The sequence below is a fragment of the Microbacterium sp. ARD31 genome, from assembly GCF_031844425.1.
In genome coordinates, this window is record NZ_JAUZVE010000006.1 from 1 (window position 1) to 17,409 (window position 17,409).

At 71.7% G+C, this 17,409-nt stretch carries 18 protein-coding genes and 1 pseudogene; 6 read left to right on the forward strand and 13 right to left on the reverse strand.

Annotated features, from left to right (window positions below):
- The 4 genes and pseudogenes from Q9S36_RS17170 to pxpA all read right to left on the reverse strand — a co-directional run.
- Positions 1-752, reverse strand: a pseudogene (locus tag Q9S36_RS17170) (DNA-directed RNA polymerase subunit beta); the annotation flags it as partial.
- A gap of 268 nt (positions 753-1,020) precedes the next feature.
- Positions 1,021-1,626 carry a hypothetical protein gene (locus Q9S36_RS17175; RefSeq protein WP_311286184.1) on the reverse strand — a complete coding sequence of 202 codons (606 nt, stop codon included), beginning with the start codon at positions 1,624-1,626 and terminating at the stop codon, positions 1,021-1,023.
- 27 nt (positions 1,627-1,653) lie between these two features.
- Positions 1,654-3,204 (reverse strand): 5-oxoprolinase/urea amidolyase family protein, encoded by a 1,551-nt coding sequence (locus Q9S36_RS17180; protein WP_311286185.1) that lies wholly within the window; start codon positions 3,202-3,204, stop codon positions 1,654-1,656.
- Positions 3,198-3,953: a 5-oxoprolinase subunit PxpA gene (gene pxpA, locus Q9S36_RS17185; protein WP_311286186.1), complete on the reverse strand. Its 756-nt coding sequence runs from the start codon at positions 3,951-3,953 to the stop codon at positions 3,198-3,200. Before pxpA ends, Q9S36_RS17180 begins: the two co-directional genes overlap by 7 nt.
- A 130-nt stretch (positions 3,954-4,083) precedes the next feature.
- Here pxpA and Q9S36_RS17190 point away from each other — a divergent pair, with 130 nt between their 5' ends.
- Both Q9S36_RS17190 and Q9S36_RS17195 read left to right on the forward strand, forming a co-directional pair.
- On the forward strand, positions 4,084-4,920 hold the full coding sequence (locus Q9S36_RS17190; RefSeq protein WP_311286187.1) for an alpha/beta hydrolase: 837 nt from the start codon (positions 4,084-4,086) through the stop codon (positions 4,918-4,920).
- Between the two features lie 113 nt (positions 4,921-5,033).
- A complete protein-coding gene (locus tag Q9S36_RS17195; protein ID WP_311286188.1) occupies positions 5,034-5,555 on the forward strand; it encodes a hypothetical protein in 522 nt (173 codons plus the stop codon).
- 23 nt (positions 5,556-5,578) lie between these two features.
- On the opposite strand, the gene Q9S36_RS17200 is transcribed toward Q9S36_RS17195, so the two are convergent.
- The 3 genes from Q9S36_RS17200 to Q9S36_RS17210 are packed head-to-tail and all read right to left on the reverse strand — an operon-like array spanning position 5,579 to position 8,482.
- Positions 5,579-6,526 carry a site-specific DNA-methyltransferase gene (locus Q9S36_RS17200; protein ID WP_311286189.1) on the reverse strand — a complete coding sequence of 316 codons (948 nt, stop codon included), beginning with the start codon at positions 6,524-6,526 and terminating at the stop codon, positions 5,579-5,581.
- Positions 6,523-7,572 carry a biotin/lipoate A/B protein ligase family protein gene (locus tag Q9S36_RS17205; protein WP_311286190.1) on the reverse strand — a complete coding sequence of 350 codons (1,050 nt, stop codon included), beginning with the start codon at positions 7,570-7,572 and terminating at the stop codon, positions 6,523-6,525. The genes Q9S36_RS17200 and Q9S36_RS17205 overlap by 4 nt, the downstream gene beginning before the upstream one ends.
- 4 nt (positions 7,573-7,576) lie before the next feature.
- Positions 7,577-8,482 carry an alpha/beta fold hydrolase gene (locus tag Q9S36_RS17210; protein WP_311286191.1) on the reverse strand — a complete coding sequence of 302 codons (906 nt, stop codon included), beginning with the start codon at positions 8,480-8,482 and terminating at the stop codon, positions 7,577-7,579.
- A 74-nt stretch (positions 8,483-8,556) separates the two neighbouring features.
- Between Q9S36_RS17210 and Q9S36_RS17215 the strand changes: the two genes are divergently transcribed.
- Positions 8,557-9,003 carry a MarR family transcriptional regulator gene (locus tag Q9S36_RS17215; RefSeq protein ID WP_311286192.1) on the forward strand — a complete coding sequence of 149 codons (447 nt, stop codon included), beginning with the start codon at positions 8,557-8,559 and terminating at the stop codon, positions 9,001-9,003.
- Complete coding sequence (locus tag Q9S36_RS17220; RefSeq protein ID WP_311286193.1) at positions 9,000-10,373, forward strand: MFS transporter; 1,374 nt, start codon at positions 9,000-9,002, stop codon at positions 10,371-10,373. The genes Q9S36_RS17215 and Q9S36_RS17220 overlap by 4 nt, the downstream gene beginning before the upstream one ends.
- 11 nt (positions 10,374-10,384) lie before the next feature.
- On the opposite strand, the gene Q9S36_RS17225 is transcribed toward Q9S36_RS17220, so the two are convergent.
- Positions 10,385-10,513 carry a hypothetical protein gene (locus tag Q9S36_RS17225; RefSeq protein WP_311286194.1) on the reverse strand — a complete coding sequence of 43 codons (129 nt, stop codon included), beginning with the start codon at positions 10,511-10,513 and terminating at the stop codon, positions 10,385-10,387.
- A 171-nt stretch (positions 10,514-10,684) separates the two neighbouring features.
- Between Q9S36_RS17225 and Q9S36_RS17230 the strand changes: the two genes are divergently transcribed.
- Positions 10,685-10,822, forward strand: a complete 138-nt coding sequence (locus Q9S36_RS17230) for a hypothetical protein (RefSeq protein WP_311286195.1) — start codon at positions 10,685-10,687, stop codon at positions 10,820-10,822.
- 8 nt (positions 10,823-10,830) lie between these two features.
- On the opposite strand, the gene Q9S36_RS17235 is transcribed toward Q9S36_RS17230, so the two are convergent.
- The 5 genes from Q9S36_RS17235 to ddaH are packed head-to-tail and all read right to left on the reverse strand — an operon-like array spanning position 10,831 to position 16,420.
- The gene (locus Q9S36_RS17235) at positions 10,831-11,676 is read right to left on the reverse strand and encodes a transglutaminase family protein (protein WP_064003371.1); all 846 of its coding nucleotides are present in this window, start codon (positions 11,674-11,676) and stop codon (positions 10,831-10,833) included.
- Positions 11,673-12,605 (reverse strand): alpha-E domain-containing protein, encoded by a 933-nt coding sequence (locus Q9S36_RS17240; RefSeq protein WP_311286196.1) that lies wholly within the window; start codon positions 12,603-12,605, stop codon positions 11,673-11,675. Before Q9S36_RS17240 ends, Q9S36_RS17235 begins: the two co-directional genes overlap by 4 nt.
- Positions 12,599-14,284 (reverse strand): circularly permuted type 2 ATP-grasp protein, encoded by a 1,686-nt coding sequence (locus Q9S36_RS17245; RefSeq protein WP_253035939.1) that lies wholly within the window; start codon positions 14,282-14,284, stop codon positions 12,599-12,601. Before Q9S36_RS17245 ends, Q9S36_RS17240 begins: the two co-directional genes overlap by 7 nt.
- Positions 14,285-14,333: 49 nt before the next feature.
- The gene (gene rocD, locus Q9S36_RS17250) at positions 14,334-15,557 is read right to left on the reverse strand and encodes an ornithine--oxo-acid transaminase (RefSeq protein WP_311286197.1); all 1,224 of its coding nucleotides are present in this window, start codon (positions 15,555-15,557) and stop codon (positions 14,334-14,336) included.
- Positions 15,554-16,420, reverse strand: a complete 867-nt coding sequence (gene ddaH, locus Q9S36_RS17255) for a dimethylargininase (RefSeq protein ID WP_311286198.1) — start codon at positions 16,418-16,420, stop codon at positions 15,554-15,556. The genes rocD and ddaH overlap by 4 nt, the downstream gene beginning before the upstream one ends.
- A gap of 165 nt (positions 16,421-16,585) precedes the next feature.
- Here ddaH and Q9S36_RS17260 point away from each other — a divergent pair, with 165 nt between their 5' ends.
- On the forward strand, positions 16,586-17,335 hold the full coding sequence (locus Q9S36_RS17260; RefSeq protein WP_254631722.1) for a hypothetical protein: 750 nt from the start codon (positions 16,586-16,588) through the stop codon (positions 17,333-17,335).
- Positions 17,336-17,409 lie beyond the last annotated feature (74 nt).

The window sequence follows — 17,409 nt, forward strand, 5'->3', positions numbered from 1 at the left end:
TCGAGGGTCTCCTCGATCGAGCTGAAGCCCGCGAACTCCTGCATGATGTCTTCGCTCGACAGGCCCAGGGCCTTGAGGAAGACGGTGACGGACTGCTTGCGCTTGCGGTCGATGCGCACGCCCACCTGGTCGCGCTTGTCGATCTCGAACTCGAGCCAGGCGCCGCGGCTCGGGATGACGCGCGCCGAGACGATGTCCTTGTCGGAGGTCTTGTCGGGCGTCTTGTCGAAGTAGACACCCGGCGAACGCACGAGCTGCGAGACGACGACGCGCTCGGTGCCGTTGATGATGAAGGTGCCCTTGGCGGTCTGGAGCGGGAAGTCGCCCATGAAGACCGTCTGCGTCTTGATCTCACCGGTGAGGTGGTTCATGAACTCGGCCTCGACGTAGAGCGGGGCGGCGTAGGTCTTGCCGCGCTCCTTGCACTCCTCGATGGAGTACTTCTCGGGCTCGAGGTAGGGGTTGGTGAACGAGAGCTGCATCGTCTCGCCGAGGTCCTCGATCGGCGAGATCTCCTCGAAGATCTCCTCGAGGCCGCTGATCTCAGGCACATCGGTGCGGCCGGCGGCCTGCGCCTCGGCGACGCGTGCCTTCCACGCCTCGTTGCCGACGAGCCAGTCGAACGACTCGGTCTGCAGCGCCAGAAGGTCGGGGACCGTCAGCGTGTCGGAGATCTTGGCGAACGAGAGGCGGGATGCCCCGCGGCCGTTCTTGGTGGTGGTGGTGGAAGTTGCGTTGCGCGCAGCAGCCAAGGGAATTACCTCCGTGAGCCCGGGGAGGGCTGGTTTTCCTTGTCGTCAGGTGGAGTACTCCCGCATCCGACACCTGCGGCGCGCGCCGACGGGAACCGTCGGGGGCGCAGGCACAAGCCGACCACCATATGAGGGCAAGTAGAGGGGAGCGCAACTACCCACTATAGGACGGACGACGCGCCGTGTCCAGTCGGATCGTTGACGACTTTCGGATGCTGCGGTATAACTCACGCCCGGTCGGCGCCGCTCAGACCCCCGGCTCCGCCGCTCAGACCCACTGCCAGGTCGCGAGAACGGACATCGCGAGCGCGTCGCGATCCTCCTGCGGCACGTCGACGCTCGAGGAGAAGGTGACGATGTAGGTCTGCCCGGCGTCGACGAGGTAGTACTGGTCGATCACGTACGGGACCTCCCCGGTCGACACGGTCGCCGTGAGGTGCGCGGACTCGGAGCCCGCCGCGGTCACCCGGTCGAGGGTCTGCACGTCGGTGGCGCCGGCGCCCTCGAGTTCGTCGATGCCGCTCTGCTCGACCCGGTCGGAGGTGACCTCGCCGCCGGGCGAGACGAGGATGTTGACGTTGTCGGGGTAGTCGTCGTCGTCCTGGAGGTCGGCGGCGAACGTCGTGGGGTCGAATCCGTCGGGGGCGCCGTCGGGGAAGCCCCAGCCGTCGGGGAGGCGGAACGTGTACTCGTCGGTCGCGACCTCCGTGCCGGTGGCGGGGGCGAACTCGACGGCCTCCGTCTGCTGCGGCGAGACCTCCTGCGTTTCGGCGGGCGGAGCGGACTCGGCGGTGCATCCGGTCAATCCCACCGCGGCCGCCGGCCCCAGGGCGGCGGCGAGCGCGAGGGCGACGGAGGCGCGACGGAACGACATGCAGCCGACCCTACGCGCCGGCGGCGATCACCGCCGAGGGCTTGCGCTGCGGAGCCGAAGGTGAGAACCGGGTCGGGCCTGGGCGAGCGCCGCGCGTCCCGCGGCGGTCACCACGCCGATCACGGGGTACCCGCCGGTCACCGGTCCGTCCGGCCCGAGGACGACCGGCAGACCGTCCGGCGGCACCTGGACGGCGCCGGGCAGCATCCCCTCGCTCGCGAGCTCCCGGGAGGCGGCATCCGCCGTCCGCGCCAGCGGCGGACCGTCGAGACGGATGCCGACACGGTCGGCGCGGGCGCCGACGACCCACGTCGTCTCGAGGAACGCCCGCCGCGCCGCCGGGGTGAACCAGTCGGCGCGGGGACCGGCGGCGACGGGGACGTCGATGACGGTCGGCGGCGGCGTCCACGGCCACAGGTCGACGGGTGGGACGGGATGCCGGGCGGCATCCGCCGTCGCGATCCCGTCGCCCGCGTGCAGCGGTGCGGGTCCGAGACCGGCGAGCGTGTCGGTCGCGACCGATCCGACGACGGGATGCCCGGCGACGCCGCCGCGGATCGCGAGCAGGGCGCGGACCCCGGCGCGGAAGGTGCCGATGGACAGGTCGGTGCCGGCGGGCCAGAGCACCGGGCGGTACGGGTCGACCTCGCGCCCGGCGACGTGGACGCTCCCCCACGCTCCGGTGACGGCGATCCAGAGATCACGGGTCGCGGTGGCGCGGAAGCCGCCCAGGGTCACCTCGATCGCGGCGGCGCCCGGCGCGTTGCCGACGAGCCGGTTCGCGGCGGCGAGCGCCGGGCGGTCGGCGGCGCCGGAGCGTGCGACGCCGTCGGCGAGCGCGTCGGGGCGACCGGCATCCTGCACCGTCGCGAACGGGCCGGGGTCCTGCACGACGGCGGCCGGGCGGCCGACCGGAAGGACGGCGGTGGCCGCGCCCGCGGTGAGCGCAGCGGCGGCGACGCGGCGGAACCGCACGCGCGTGCCGGGGCGGAGGAGCACGGGGGTGTCGGCGAGCGGGTCGAACAGGGGCGCGGCGGTCGTCCCGATGAGCTGCCAGCCGCCGGGGGTCTCGCGCGGGTAGGCGCCCGTGAACTCCCCCGCGAGGGCGACGGACCCCTGCGGTACCCGTGCGCGGGGGGTCGCGCGGCGGGGCACGTCGATGCGCCAGTCCGCGCTGACGAGGTACCCGAACCCGGGGGCGAACCCCGTGAAGGCGACCGTCCAGCGCGCCGCGAGGTGGCGCGCGACGAGCTCCCCGGCGCCGATGCCGAGCAGCACCGCCGTCTCGTCGAGGTCGGGGCCGTCGTAGACGACGGGGATCTCGATCTCCTCCGCGGGGGTCGGCTCATCCGACCCGGCGGGCGTACCGGCGGCATCCACCCCCTCGATCCACCGGCGCGCGGCCGCGAGCGGGAGCACGGTCGGGTCGACATGGACGAGCACCGTCCGCGCGGCGGGGACCAGGTCGCGCACCCCGCGGGGCCGGGTCGCCACAAGCGCCGCGTGGAGCCCGAGTACTTCGGCGAGCGCGTCGACCTCGACGAGCAGCGCGCTGTCGCCGAACGGGCGGATCACCACGGCGCGCGCACCTCGACCCCTGCGGCGTCGAGAGCCGCGCGCACGGCACGGGCCATCGCGACCGAACCCGGGGTGTCGCCGTGGAGGCAGAGGGATGCCGCGTCGACGGCGAGGATCGAGCCGTCCACCGCCTCGACGCCGCCGCCCGTCGCGAGGCGCACGGCGCGCGCGGCGACGACCTCGGCGTCGTGCAGCAGCGCGCCCGGGTCGGTGCGGGGCACGAGGGTGCCGTTCGGCAGGTACCCGCGGTCGAGGAACGCCTCGAGGAGGAACGGGATGCCGCGCCTCGCGGCCGCGCCGGCGATCGCCCCCGGCATCCCGAGCAGCGGCAGCGCGCGGCCGAGGTCCGCGGCCACGTCGGCGACGGCGTCGGCGACCGCCTCAGCCGTCTGCGGATCGGCGGAGACCGCGTGGTAGAGCGCCCCGTGCGGCTTGACGTAGCGGAGGTCCGCACCGGCGGACACGAGGGCGGCGATCTGCGTCCGTACCTGGTCGCGGAGGACCTCGGTCGGGACGGCGAGCCGCACGCGCCCGAACCCGGCACGGTCGACGAAGGACGGGTGCGCCCCCACGGCGACGCCCTGCGCCGCCGCCCGGCGGACGGCATCCCGCATCGAATCGGCGTCGCCCGCGTGACCGCCGCACGCGACGGAAGCGCTGGAGACGACGGCGAACATCGCCTCGTCGTCGGCCGTCGGCACGCCGTCGACGGTTTCGCCGAGGTCCGCGTTGAGGTCGATCGCCGCCATGAGGCAACGCTAGCGGCGGGGAACGGTGAACGGCGGGCGAAGGATCCCGCCGAGCTCTGGCCGCAACTGGACCGGGGCCGTAGCGTCGGGATGTCGCCGGACGACCGTTCCGGCGGGAAGGAGCGCCGCTGTGGCGTACATCACCGTGGGGACCGAGAACTCGGTCGACGTCGACATCTTCTACACGGATCAGGGGTCGGGACAGCCCGTCGTGCTGATCCACGGCTTCCCCCTCAACGGGGAGTCGTGGGGCAAGCAGCAGGCCGCGCTGCTCGAGGCCGGCTACCGCGTCATCGCCTACGACCGGCGCGGGTTCGGCGCCTCGACGAAGACCGCGTCGGGCTCTGACTACGACACCTTCGCCGCCGACCTGCACGCCCTCATCGAGGAGCTCGAGCTGACCGACGCCGTCCTCGTCGGCTTCTCGATGGGCACCGGGGAGATCGCGCGCTACCTGTCGCGCTACGGCGCCGACCGCATCGCGAAGGTCGCCTTCCTCGGCTCGCTCGAGCCGTGGCTGCTGAAGAACGACGAGAACCCCGACGGCGCGGGCGACCAGGCCTTCTTCGACGGCACTGCCGCAGCCGTCGCCGAGGACCGGTACGCCTTCCTGACCGGCTTCTTCCAGGACTTTTACAACCTCGACGACTACCTCGGGAACCGCATCTCACAGGAGGCGCTCGACGCCTCGGTCGCCGTCGCGAACCAGGCCGGCAACGCCGCGATCGCCGCTGCCCCGCTCACGTGGGCGACGGACTTCCGCGGCGACATCCCCGCCGTCACCGTGCCGGCGCTCATCCTGCACGGCACCGCCGACAACATCCTCCCGATCGACGTGACCGCTCGCCGGTTCCGGGAGCTGCTGCCCGACGCGACGTACGTCGAGATCGAGGGCGCCCCGCACGGCCTGCTCTGGACCCACGGCGCCGAGGTCAACGAGGCGCTGCTCGCGTTCCTGCAGGACTGAGCTCCGCACACGGCGTCCGGGACGGTGTTCCGTCCCGGACGCCGTGTCTCGATCCGATGGTGGAACCGGCGGACGGGTCGTGTCACGATGAGGGCACGAGCGAGGGGGTCGCGATGACGGATGCCGCGGCGCAGGAGACGTCGGCGGGAAAGAGCATCGTCATCGATCACGGGATGAGGTGGCGCCTCGCCCGCGACCACCAGCGGACCAAACAGACGGGGCTGTGGGTCGGCGGCATCCTGATCCTGCTGGTGTACGGCTTCGGGCTGTTCGCGCTCAATGGGAACGTCCGCTCCCTGGTCATGGCCGCGTTCTGGGGCCTGCTGATCGCGATCGGCTTCGTCGCGATCCGCCACCTGGGCACGCAGAAGCTCACCCGCGTCATCGAGGGGCTCTACCCCGCGGGCGACCGACTGACCGTCGCCGTCACCGAGTCCGGGCTGACGGTGACCACCTCTGCCACGAGCCTGACGGTCGCGGCATCCGCTCTGTGGCGCATCTCGACGGGGCCGCATTCGGTCAGGGTGCGGGTCAACGGACTGACCGGGCCGGCCATCATCCTGCCGCGCGAACTGCTGGACGACGCCGACATCGCGCGGCTGCGCGCGATGGCACCCCGCATCCGTCGGGGCTGACGCGCCGGGGTCGAGGCACCGGATCAGCCGACGACGACCGCCTCGGGCAGGCGGGTGCGCATGACGGCGAGCGCGTCGGCGCTGTGGTCGACGAGGACGGCGTCGCGGCCGAGCGCGTCGGCGACCGCGCCCGTCGTTCCCGAGCCCGCGAACAGGTCGAGCACGCGGTCGCCCGGACGGCTCGACGCCTGCACGATCCGCCGCAGGATCCCCTCGGGCTTCTGCGTCGGGTAGCCCGTCTTCTCGCGGCCCGACGTGGGGACGATCGTGTGCCACCAGACGTCTGTCGGCAGCTTGCCGCGCGCCGCCTTCTCGGGGGTCACGAGGCCCGGAGCCATGTAGGGCTCTCGGTCGACGGCATCCGAGTCGAAGAAGTAGGCGGACGGGTCCTTCACGTAGACGAGGATCGTGTCGTGCTTGCTCGGCCAGCGCTTGCGGGACTTCGCGCCGTAGTCGTAGGCCCAGATCAGCTCGTTGAGGAAGCAGTCCCGGCCGAAGACGGCGTCGAGCATGACCTTCGCGTAGTGGGCCTCGCGGTAGTCGAGGTGCAGGTACAGGGTGCCGTCGTCCCTCAGCAGCCGCCACGCCTCGCGCAGCCGCGGCTCGAGGAAGCCCCAGTAGTCGTCGAAGCGGTCGTCGTACAGCCGCAGCGCGCCGCGCGTGCGGGCGTAGGACGTGCCGCGGAACCCGCCCTTGACGGGGCCTGCCGGCGGGGCGGGGGCGTCCGGGTCGGGCACGAGGTGTGCGGTGTTCAGTCCCGACCGGGCAGGCCCGGCGCCCGGCGCACGGGGATCGGGGGATGCCGACGCCGCGGCATCCCCTCGGGACTGAATACGGAGCGCGGACTCGATCGCCCGCTCCTGCGTGCGGCCGGTGTTGAACGGCGGGTCGAGGTAGACGAGCGCGAAGGAGGCGTCCGGCAGGCGCCGGGCGACCTCGAGGTTGTCGCCGAGATGGATCTCGACGGTCACGGGACGCGGCGCAGCCAGGCGTCCGTCGAGAACTTCGACTCGACGAGCGCCTCGGCCTCGGCGTACTCCTCCTCGGAGATCGAGCCCGGCTTCGCACCGTACAGCGACGTGAACGTCTCCTTGAAGCGCTCGATGATCTCGGCGCGCGGCAGCCCGGTCTGGCTGCGCAGCGGGTCGACGCGCTTCGCGGCAGACGCCGTGCCCTTGTCCGAGAGCTTCTCGCGACCGATGCGCAGGACCTCGGTCAGGACCTGGCCGTCCATGTCGTAGCTGAGGGTCGCGTGGTGGAGCACTCCCCCGTTGGCGAGGCGCTTCTGCGCCGCACCGCCGATCTTGCCCTTCGACGAGGCGATGTCGTTGAGCGGCTGGTAGGTCGCGTCGATGCCGAGCGAGCGCAGCGCGTGCAGCACCCAGTCGTCGAGGAACGCGTACGAGTCCGCGAAGGTCATCCCCGCGACGAGGGATGCCGGCACGTACAGCGAATACGTGACGATCGAGTTCGCGGCCATGAGCATGGCCCCGCCGCCGGAGATGCGGCGGACGACCTGGAAACCGTGCTTCGCGGCCCCCTCGGGGTCGACCTCGTTGCGGTACGACTGGAACGAGCCGATGACGACGGCGGACTCGTCCCACTCCCAGATGCGCAGGGTCGGCGTGCGGCGGCCGTCGCCGACGCGCGTCGTGAGCACCTCGTCGAGGGCGAGGTTCATCGCCGGCGACACCGCCTTCTCGTGGACGACCTCCCACTCGAACTCGTTCCAGCCGGGAGCGACGATGAGGGCGCGGCGCACCGCCGTGGCGACCGACTCGGGGGTGAAGCCGAGCAGCTGCGCGCCCTCGGGCAGCGCGCCGCGGACGGCGGCGGCGATCGTCGCGACGTCCGCCTCGACGGGGAGCCCGGTGACGGCCGCATCGATGTCGGCGAGCGCGTCGTCGGGCTCGAGGAAGAAGTCGCCCGCCAGGTGGAAGTCCGCGATGCGGCCGTCGGCCACCTCGAGATCGACCACGACCAGCTTGCCGCCAGGGACCTTGTACTCGCCGTGCATGGTCCTATTCTCCCGTGTCCGCGGCCGGCCCGGTCGCGTCGGCGCCGGAAGCGGATGCCGCGTCGCGCCGCGCGATGCGCGCGTCCAGCCACGCGAGCAGGTCGGCGCGCACTTCGGCGGCGCAGTGCTCGTTGAAGATCTCGTGCCGCGCGTCGGGGTAGACGAGGGTCGTGACGTCGGTGAGTCCCGACCGGGTGCGGTAGGCGTCGGCGAGGCGGTGGACGCTCCGCGGGCCGCCGACGGGGTCGTCGCGCCCGACCATGAGCAGGACGGGCAGATCGACCCCGAGGTCGCGCTTCGGCTTGCCGAGGAGACGCACGGTGTCGGCCGGGCCGAACAGCGTCGGCAGCGGGACCGTCGTCGTGAGCGGGTCGTCGAGGAACGCGCGGCCGACCGCGGCATCCGTCGACAGCCATTCGACACCCGTCGCGTCGGCACCCGCCCAGCGCTTGTTGAGGGGCGCGGCGTTGAGGGCGCCCGGCCACAGGAGCGACGAGCCGGAGAGCACCAGCGCGTCGTAGGCGCGCGGGTCGGCGTTCACGAGCTTCTGCGCGAGGAACGACCCCCACGAGTGCCCGAGGAGCACGAGCGGCAGGTCGGGGTGGCGGCCCCGGATGATGCCGGTGAACTGCCGGCACGCGGCGATCGCGGCGCGCAGACCCCCCGGCCCCAGGCGGCCGAGACGGGAGTGGTCGCCGTCGTGCTGGCGCAGCCCGGTGCGGCCGTGGCCGCGGTGGTCGTCGGCGTAGACGGTGAACCCGTCGGCGGTGAGCGCCGCGATGAGGGCGGCGTAGCGGCCGGCGTGCTCGCCGACGCCGTGGAGCAGCTGGACGACGCCCCTCGGCGTCCCCTCGGCGGGGTGGACGTCGTAGACGATCGCGACGCCGTGTGCATCGATGAACTCGGGCATGACTCGAATCCTAGGGCCGGTCGGATGCCGCGCTCCGAGCCGTTAGCCAGACTAATGAGCTATGCTAATGAAACATGAGCGACGCGACCGGTGACCAGACCCAGGACCTCGCTCACGCGGCATCCGATTTCCGCATGGCGACCTTCCGGCTCGCGCGGCGCCTGCGCTCGCAGCGCGCGGTCGACACGATGAGCGACGGCCAGTTCGCCGTGCTCGCGGCGCTCAAGGTGCACGGTTCGCACACGCTCGGCGAGCTCGCGGAGCGCGAGCGGGTGTCGGCGCCCTCGATGAACCGCACCGTCAACTGCCTCGAGGAACTCGGCTACCTGAGCCGAACGCCCGACGAGAACGATCGCCGCAAGGTGGTCATCGAACTCACCGACAGCGGACGGGAGGTCGTCGTCGAGACGGTCCGGCGGCGCGACTCCTGGCTGGAGCACGCCTTCGAGGACCTGACCGCGACCCAGCGCGCGACCCTGGTGAAGGCCGCCGCGATCATGCAGGAGGTGGCCGAGCGATGAGTTCCGCGATGTTCCGCTCCTTCTCCGTCTTCAACTACCGCGTCTGGTTCATCGGCGCCCTCGTGTCGAACGTGGGCGCGTGGATGCAGGCGACGGCGCTCAGCTGGGTCGTGCTGACGCAGCTCACCGACAACGACGCGACCGCCATGGGTGTCACGATGGCGCTGCAGTTCGCGCCACCCCTGCTGCTCGTGGGCGTGACCGGGCTCGTCGCCGACCGCTTCGACCGCCGCAAGCTGCTCTTCGTGACCCAGGGCTCGCTCATGGTGCTCGGGCTCACGATCGGCGTGCTGCTCCTGCTCGGCGCGATGAACCTGTGGACGATGTACGCCTTCGCGTTCGCGCTCGGCGTCGTCGCCGCCTTCGACAACCCGGCTCGGCAGGCGTTCGTCTCCGACCTCGTCGCGCGCGAGAACGCCTCGAACGCGGTCGCCTTGAACGCGGCATCCTTCAACACCGCCCGCATGATCGGACCCGCCGTCGCCGGTCTCGTCATCGTCGCCGTCGGCACCGGCTGGGTGTTCCTCATCAACGCGCTGACGTTCCTCGCGATGCTCGTGGCCCTCCTGCTCATCCGCCCCGCGGAGCTCGCCCCGAGGCCGAAGCTGCGGAGCGCCGCGCGGATGGCCGACGGGCTGCGCTACGTCGGCGGCCGACCCGACCTGGTCGTGACGTTCATCATGGTGTTCCTGCTCGGCGCGTTCGGCATGAACTTCCCGATCCTCGCCTCGACCATGGCTCTCGAGTTCGGCCAGAACGCCGACGGCTACGGCGTGCTCAGCTCGATCCTCGCGATCGGGTCGCTCGCCGGCGCCCTGCTCGCGGCGCGACGTGACCGCGCCCGGCTGCGTCTGGTCATCGGCGGACTCGGGCTGTTCGCGATCGCCTCGGTGCTCTCAGCCGCGATGCCCGTCTACGTCGCCTACGCCGCGACCCTCATGTTCATCGGGTTCGCGACGGTGACGACCCTCACCACAGCGAACGGTTACGTGCAGACGACGACCGAGCCGGCCCTGCGCGGACGCGTGCTCGCGCTCTACATGGCGATCCTCATGGGCGGCACACCCTTCGGCGCCCCCATCGTCGGCTGGGTGGCCGACGCGTTCGGACCGCGCGCTGCGATCCTCCTCGGCGCCGCGGCGGCGCTGGTCGCCTTCTGCGTCGGCGGCGGCTGGCTGCTGTTCTCGGGACGCCTGCACCGCCACGAGACGCGCCGCTTCGCGATGACGATCGACGAGACCCGGCCGATCAGCGTCGTCGCGCCCGAGGAGTTCAGCGACGAGGTCGCCGCGACGACGCCGATCCGACTGCCCGAGGACGGCGACGTCGTCCCCGGGCGAGCGGATGCCGCGGCCCGACGGGCGCGCTGAGGTCGAGCGCGTCAACCCGCGTGAAGGTGGTGCACGAGCACGACGATCGTCGCGCAGACACCGAGCAACAGCACGAACGCGGCGAGGGCGGCGAGGAGCGCACGACGACGATCGCGACGGTCGTCCCCGCCCGGTGGCACCCGCCGCCGGCACCCTAGGTTGACGTGTGGGGGAACCGACGGGCCAGGCTTCGACTCGTCGGCTCGGGGCCCAGCGACTTCGGGGGAAGTCCGGGCCCCGACTCCCCCACCACTCCGAGGGCACTGTCAAGGGGTCGGATGCCGCCGGTCGCCGCGCGTACCGTCGCGGCCATGAGCGACGCATCCCCCACTCCCGAGCAGGACGACCCGACCGGCGGCGACGAGACGACCGAACAGCAGCTCGACGCCGACAACGCCGTCGAGCAGGACACCCTCAAGACGCTCGACCCCGACGACTCCCCGGCCTGACCCGGCGGTCAGGCCTCGCGGGTGATGAGCACCCGCACCTCGAGACGGCTCTTGAACGGTCCCGCGTACACCCCGCGCAGCGGCGGCACGTCGTTGTAGTCGCGCCCGCGCCCCACCGTCACGTGTCGGTCGCCGATCTCGGCGTCGTTGGTCGGGTCGAAACCGTGCCACGAGCCGGCGTACCACTCGATCCAGGCGTGCGACTCGCCGACCACCGGCACACCCACCTCGGCGGTGGGGTTGGGGTGCAGGTACCCCGAGACGTACCGGGCCGGGATGCCGACCGAGCGCAGCGCGCCGAGCGCGATGTGCGCCATGTCCTGGCACACGCCCTTGCGCTCCGCCCACGCCTCCGCACCGGTGGACTGCACCTCGGTCGCGCCGGGCACGTACTCGACGGCCTCGCCGATGGCCGTCGCGATGGCGAGCGCCGCGTGCGACGGGTTCTCGTGCTGGGCCGCGATGCCCGACGCGAGCGCCGCGACCTCGGGATGCGGATCGGTGCGGCGCGTCTGCGACAGCATCTCGACCGTGCCGATCGACCGCTGCGCGTCGCGCGAGAGGGCCTCCCACGACATGTCGGGGTGCGTGAGGGGCCGCGCGCGCACCTCGACGAGCGAGCGCGCCGTGATGTGCAGCGCCGAGTGCTTCGCCAGCACGTCGAACGCCGCGACCCGCGTGCCGAAGTAGTCGACGTAGTAGTTCACGTTCGTCGAGGGCTCGATGTCGAGCTGCGAACTGAGGACGAACTGGCTGTCGCTCGTCGTCGGCAGCATCCGCGCCTCGTTGTACGACGCCCCGACCTCGCCCGGGTAGTCGAAGCCCGTCGTGTGCTCGATACGCAGCCGCTTCATGAGGTCTCTCCGATCCAGCTGGGTTCGGCCTGGGTGGGGAAGAAGCGCCCGCGGATCGCCTCGGACGCCTCCCGCGTGACCGATTGGACGCTCTGCATGTGGGCGGGGAGCTCGGCGAGGACCTCTTCGATCGGCCGGTACTCCAGCTCGTTGCGCATGCGACCGAGCGCGCGCAGCACCGAGTTGGAGTGCCCGACGCGGTCGGCGACGGGGTCGATCGCGCTCATGCACTGCTCGGCGGTGCGGATGGAGTGGATGATCGAGCGCGGGAACAGCCGGTCGAGCAGCAGGAACTCGGCCGCGTTCTGCGTGCTCGGCATGCCGCGGTAGGTGCGCAGGTACGCCTCGTAGGCCCCGCACGAGCGCAGGATGGTCGTCCAGGACGGACCGGATGCCTCGGTCAGCGACCGCGTCGCCAGCATCCGCGCCGTCATGTCGGTGCGCTCGATGGCCCGACCGAGCGTGAAGAACTGCCAGGCCTCGTCATGGCTCGTGGAGCTGTCGGTCACGCCGACCGCGAGCGCGGCCCGTTCGCGCACCCACTGGAAGAACTCGTGCGTCTTCTCGTCGTTGAGCCGTCGCGGCATCCGCGAGTACGTCGTGTTCAGCGTCTCCCAGAGCTCGGTCGAGACGATCTCGCGGGCGCGCCGGGCGTTCTCGCGCGCCGCCTGCAGGCAGTAGGCGATCGACGACGGGTTGGTGCGGTCGACGGCGAGGTGCGTGAGCACGTCGCCGCGGGTGACGACCTCGGCGCCGGCGGGCGGCGCGGTGCCCATGACGCCCATGAGCGAGCGGCACGCGGTGTCCTCGTCGATCCACGGATCCTCGAGCAGGAGCTGCAGGTGGACGTCGAGGATGCGGGCGGTGCCGTCGGAGCGCTCGATGTAGCGCCCGATCCAGAACAGGCTCTCGGCGATGCGGCTCAGCATCCGTCCTCACCTCCCGCGGTCTCGCGTCCCTGCTGCTGCTGCTCCTGCTGCTCGGCTGTCGCGCGGGGCCGGTCCTGCGGCGAGTGGTCCGGCTCGTCCTGGGCGTCGTAGATGATCGGGATGGCGGAGGTCGCCGTCGCCTGCTCGGCGACGAGGCCGGCGAGGGACTGCGACTGCCCGTACTCGCCGCGGTTCGGCGCGTCGCCGCCGACGATCCACGTGTCCTTCGACCCGCCGCCCTGGCTGGAGTTGACGACGAGCTGCCCCTCGGGCAGCGCGACGCGGGTGAGCCCGCCGGGGAGCACCCAGACCTCGTCGCCGTTGTTGACGGCGAACGGTCGCAGGTCCGCGTGGCGCGGCCGCATCCCGTCGTCGACCAGGGTCGGGATCGTCGAGAGCATGACGACCGGCTGCGCGATCCAGCCGCGGGGGTCGGCGAGGAGCTTCGAGCGCAGGGCGTCGAGCTCGGCGGGGCTCGCGTCGGGGCCGACGACGAGGCCCTTGCCGCCCGAGCCGTCGACGGGCTTCACGACGAGCTCGTCGAGGCGGTCGAGCACCTCTTCGAGGGCGCCCGGGTCCTCGAGCCGCCACGTGTCGACGTTCTTGAGGATGGGCTCCTCGGCGAGGTAGTACCGGATGAGATCGGGCACGTACGTGTAGAGCAGCTTGTCGTCGGCGACGCCGTTGCCGACCGCGTTCGCGATCGTGACGTTGCCCAGGCGCGCGGCCAGCATGAGCCCCGGGGCGCCGAGCATCGAGTCGGCGCGGAACTGCAGCGGATCGAGGAAGTCGTCGTCGACGCGGCGGTAGATGACGTCGACCCGGCGCGGACCGCGCGTGGTGCGCATGAAGACCTTGCCGCCCTGGCACACGAGGTCGCGCCCCTCGACGAGTTCGACGCCCATGAGGCGGGCGAGCAGCGTGTGCTCGAAGTACGCGGAGTTGTAGACACCGGGGGTGAGGACGACGACGTTCGGATCGTCGACACCCGGCGGCGCGGAGTTGCGGAGCGCCTGCAGGAGCTTGTTCGGGTAGTCGCCGACGGGACGCACCCGCATCGAGACGAACAGCTCGGGCAGCGTCTGCGCCATGACCCGGCGGTTGGAGATGACGTAGCTCACACCCGAGGGCACTCGCACGTTGTCCTCGAGCACGCGCATCTCGCCGTGCTCGTCGCGGATGAGGTCGATGCCGGCGACCTGGATGCGGACGCCGTTGGCGGAGCGGATGCCGGCCGCCTGCCGGTAGAAGTACTGCGACGACGCGATCAGCTTCGCCGGCAGGACGCCGTCGCGGACGACGTGCTGGTGACCGTACGCGTCGTCGAGGAACGCCTCGAGCGCCCGGACGCGCTGCTGCACGCCCTTCTCGATGCGCGACCACTCGTCGTAGGCGATGACCCGGGGCACGGCATCCAGCGGAAACGGTCGTTCCTCGCCCGCGAAGTCGAACGTGACGCCCTGTGCGAGGTACGAGCTCGCGAGGGATTCGGTGCGCCCCCGCAGCTCTTCCTGCGTCATCTGCGCGAGGGCCTGATAGAGCTCGCGGTAGGTCGAACGCGACTGCGCCGCCTCGCCAGGATGCGCCACCTCGGCGAACATCTCGTCGAACGCGGGGACGCCGGAAGGGGTCTTGCGCGGCGCCAGCGTGGAGCCGTATCCGTCGAAGAGGTCACCCATGCGACGAGCCTAATCCGGGCGGTGTTGCCGGAGTGTTTCGCCCCGCGGGTCAGCCTTCGAGGGCGAGGCGCAACTGCTCGACGGCCCAGTCGATCTCGGTGGCACGGATGACCAGCGGCGGCGCCATGCGGATGGTCTGCCCGTGCGTGTCCTTGACGAGGACTCCCCGCGCGAGCAGCCGCTCGGCGACCTCGCGGCCGGTGCCGACGGCCGGGTCGATGTCGACGCCCGCCCAGAGGCCTGCGACGCGGATCGCGGTGACACCCGACCCGAGGAGAGGTTCGAGCCGCGCACGCAGGTGGTCGCCGAGCGACAGTGCTCGCTTCTGCAGGTCGCCGGTGCGGAGCAGGTCGACGACGGCGAGACCGACGGCCGCCGCGAGCGGGTTGCCGCCGAAGGTCGAGCCGTGCTCGCCGGGGTGGATGACGCCCAGCACGTCACGATCGCCCACGACGGCGGACACGGGGAGGATTCCGCCGCCCAGCGCCTTGCCGAGCAGGTACAGATCGGGGACGACACCCTCGCGCTCGCACGCGAACGTGGTGCCGACCCGCCCGAGGCCGGACTGGATCTCATCGGCGATGAACAGCACGTTCGTCGCGGTGCACGCCTCGCGGACGGCGTGGAGGTATCCGTCCGGCGGGATCACGACGCCCGCCTCGCCCTGGATCGGCTCGATGAGGACGGCGGCGGTGTTCTCGTCGATCGCGGCGGTGAGGGCCGCGGCATCCCCGTAGGGCACGATCTCGAACCCGGGCGCGAACGGCCCGAAGCCGTCTCGGGCCTGCGGGTCGTCGCTGAAACCCACGATGGTTGTCGTGCGGCCGTGGAAGTTGCCGGCCGCGACGACGATCTTCGCCGCCCCGTCGGGCACCCCCTTCACGCGGTACGCCCACGCCCGCGCCACCTTGATGCCGGTCTCGACGGCTTCGGCGCCCGTGTTCATCGGGAGGACCATGTCCTTGCCGGCGAGGGCGGCGAGCGCGTCGGCGAAGGCGCCGAGGCGGTCGTTGTGGAACGCCCGGCTGGTGAGGGTCAGTCGCCCGAGCTGCTCGGTCGCCGCGGCGACGAGGGCGGGATGCCGGTGCCCGAAGTTCAGGGCCGAGTACGCCGACAGCAGGTCGAGGTAGCGCCGCCCCTCGACGTCGGTGACCCACGACCCCTCACCCTCGGCGACCACGACGGGGAGGGGGTGGTAGTTGTGCGCCACGTGGGCTTCTTCGGCCGCGATGAGATCTGCGGACGGGGTCGTCTGGGGCCGGACGTCGGTCATCGCGCACCTCCGCGCAGTTCGAGCGTGCAGCACTTGATGCCGCCGCCGCCGAGCAGGAGCTCGGACAGATCGATGGGGACGGGGATGTAGCCGCGCTCCTCGAGCTGCGCGGCGAAGCCGGTGGCGCGGGGCGAGACGAAGACATGGAGGCCGTCGCTGGCCGCGTTCAGCCCGAAGACGGCACCGTCGGCATCCGACACGTGGATGGCGTCGGGGTAGCGCTCGGCGAGCACCCGCTGCGACGCCTCGTCGAACGCGGACGGCAGGTAGGCGATGTTCGCCCGCTCAACTCCCGTGGGGCCCTCGACGGGATCCAGGACGGTGATGGCCGTGTCGAGGTGGTAGAACCGCGGATCGACGAGGCGCAGTGACACCACCTCGCGCCCGAAGACCTCGGCGAGTTCGCGGTGACTGTCCCCGACCGACCGGAATCCGGTGCCGGCGAGGATCGTGTCGCCGACGAGCAGGAAGTCACCCTCGCCCTCCTGCACCTCGACGGGCTCGACGACCTCGAAGCCGTGGGCGGCGAACCAGTCCATGAAGGGCCGCTCCTCGCCGCGACGCTCGTCGACGCGGAAGCGGACGCCCAACGCGCGGCCGTCGACGATGAATCCGCCGTTCGCGGTGTAGACCATGTCGGGCAGCCCCGGCACCGGGTCGATGAGCTCGACCTCGTGCCCGAGCGCGACGTAGGCGTCATGCAGCGCCTGCCACTGCCGCACGGCCTTCGCGGTGTCGGTGGGGTTCGCCGGATCCATCCAGGGGTTGATCCGGTACGACACCGTGAAGTGCTCGGGGCGGCACATGAGGTAACGGCGGCGCCGGGCAGTGCGCACCGGTGCGGTCTCGTGCTGCGTCGTCATTCTCGCTCCTCGTTCCCGGGGCGGCGGACGCTGTCCAGAGGCCCGACGGAGCTTGCAGAAGCCGACGAATCGGGCACGCCGGGACCCATCATGCCAGGTCGACCCGCCCGGACGGCGGTGGACGGGCGCCACGGATGCATGCCGATAAATGACAGGATGCAGAGCATGGCCAGACGCACGGGGGAACAGACGAAAGCCCTGCTGCTGCGCACCGGCATGCAGATGCTCCTCGAGCGCGGGGTGAGCGCCGGCGTCCAGCACATCCGGCTGCAGGACGTGCTGCGTCGCGCGGGCCTCACGACCGGCGCGGCGTACCGGCTCTGGAGCGACCAGGCCGACTACCACCGCGAGCTCGCCGTGGCGATGATGCGGATGCGGGTGGCCGGACCGGCCGACGCGATGCGTGCCCAGGTCGAGGAGCTCATCGGCGAAGAGGTCACCGGCGAGGAGATCATCCGCCAGGCGGCCCGGCAGCACGTCCTCGCCGCGGAGCTGTCCACCGAGGACCCGACCGATCTGCTCGAGGCGCAGTCGTTCCGGGTGGCTTTGGCGCTGCGGACGGCTGCGGACACCTGGCCGGAGCTCACCGAGGCCAGCCACGAGCGTCACCGCGAGTCCATCCGGGCATTCACCGAGCTCTACCAGTACCTCATCGACGCCTACGGGATGCGCATGCGCGAGGGGCTGACGATCGACGATTTCGCCGAGGCGATGGCGGCGATGGCGGAGGGCTTCGCCATCCGGTCCCTCGAACGGATCCCGCACCCGACGTTCCGTCTGTCGGGCGCGGACGGCACACCGACCGGCGAGTGGACGCTGCTGGGGCTCACGGTGCGCGCGCTCGTCGACTCGTTCATGGTGCCGCGGGAGGACGCCGACCCCGACACCTACGCCCGTCGTCCGCACTACTCATGAGCCGCCGGGACGAAAGATGCCCCGGGCCGAGGACGTCAGGTCCTCGATCCGGGGCGACACTCCCCCCAGAGTGT

Bases quoted from the DNA above. Each gene is read 5' to 3' on its own strand.
- Q9S36_RS17175 (WP_311286184.1), bottom strand. From the start codon at position 1,626: ATGTCGTTCCGTCGCGCCTCCGTCGCCCTCGCGCTCGCCGCCGCCCTG.
- pxpA (WP_311286186.1), bottom strand. From the start codon at position 3,953: ATGGCGGCGATCGACCTCAACGCGGACCTCGGCGAAACCGTCGACGGC.
- Q9S36_RS17195 (WP_311286188.1), top strand. From the start codon at position 5,034: ATGACGGATGCCGCGGCGCAGGAGACGTCGGCGGGAAAGAGCATCGTC.
- Q9S36_RS17205 (WP_311286190.1), bottom strand. From the start codon at position 7,572: ATGCACGGCGAGTACAAGGTCCCTGGCGGCAAGCTGGTCGTGGTCGAT.
- Q9S36_RS17210 (WP_311286191.1), bottom strand. From the start codon at position 8,482: ATGCCCGAGTTCATCGATGCACACGGCGTCGCGATCGTCTACGACGTC.
- Q9S36_RS17215 (WP_311286192.1), top strand. From the start codon at position 8,557: ATGAGCGACGCGACCGGTGACCAGACCCAGGACCTCGCTCACGCGGCA.
- Q9S36_RS17220 (WP_311286193.1), top strand. From the start codon at position 9,000: ATGAGTTCCGCGATGTTCCGCTCCTTCTCCGTCTTCAACTACCGCGTC.
- Q9S36_RS17230 (WP_311286195.1), top strand. From the start codon at position 10,685: ATGAGCGACGCATCCCCCACTCCCGAGCAGGACGACCCGACCGGCGGC.
- Q9S36_RS17235 (WP_064003371.1), bottom strand. From the start codon at position 11,676: ATGAAGCGGCTGCGTATCGAGCACACGACGGGCTTCGACTACCCGGGC.
- Q9S36_RS17240 (WP_311286196.1), bottom strand. From the start codon at position 12,605: ATGCTGAGCCGCATCGCCGAGAGCCTGTTCTGGATCGGGCGCTACATC.
- Q9S36_RS17245 (WP_253035939.1), bottom strand. From the start codon at position 14,284: ATGGGTGACCTCTTCGACGGATACGGCTCCACGCTGGCGCCGCGCAAG.
- rocD (WP_311286197.1), bottom strand. From the start codon at position 15,557: ATGACCGACGTCCGGCCCCAGACGACCCCGTCCGCAGATCTCATCGCG.
- ddaH (WP_311286198.1), bottom strand. From the start codon at position 16,420: ATGACGACGCAGCACGAGACCGCACCGGTGCGCACTGCCCGGCGCCGC.
- Q9S36_RS17260 (WP_254631722.1), top strand. From the start codon at position 16,586: ATGGCCAGACGCACGGGGGAACAGACGAAAGCCCTGCTGCTGCGCACC.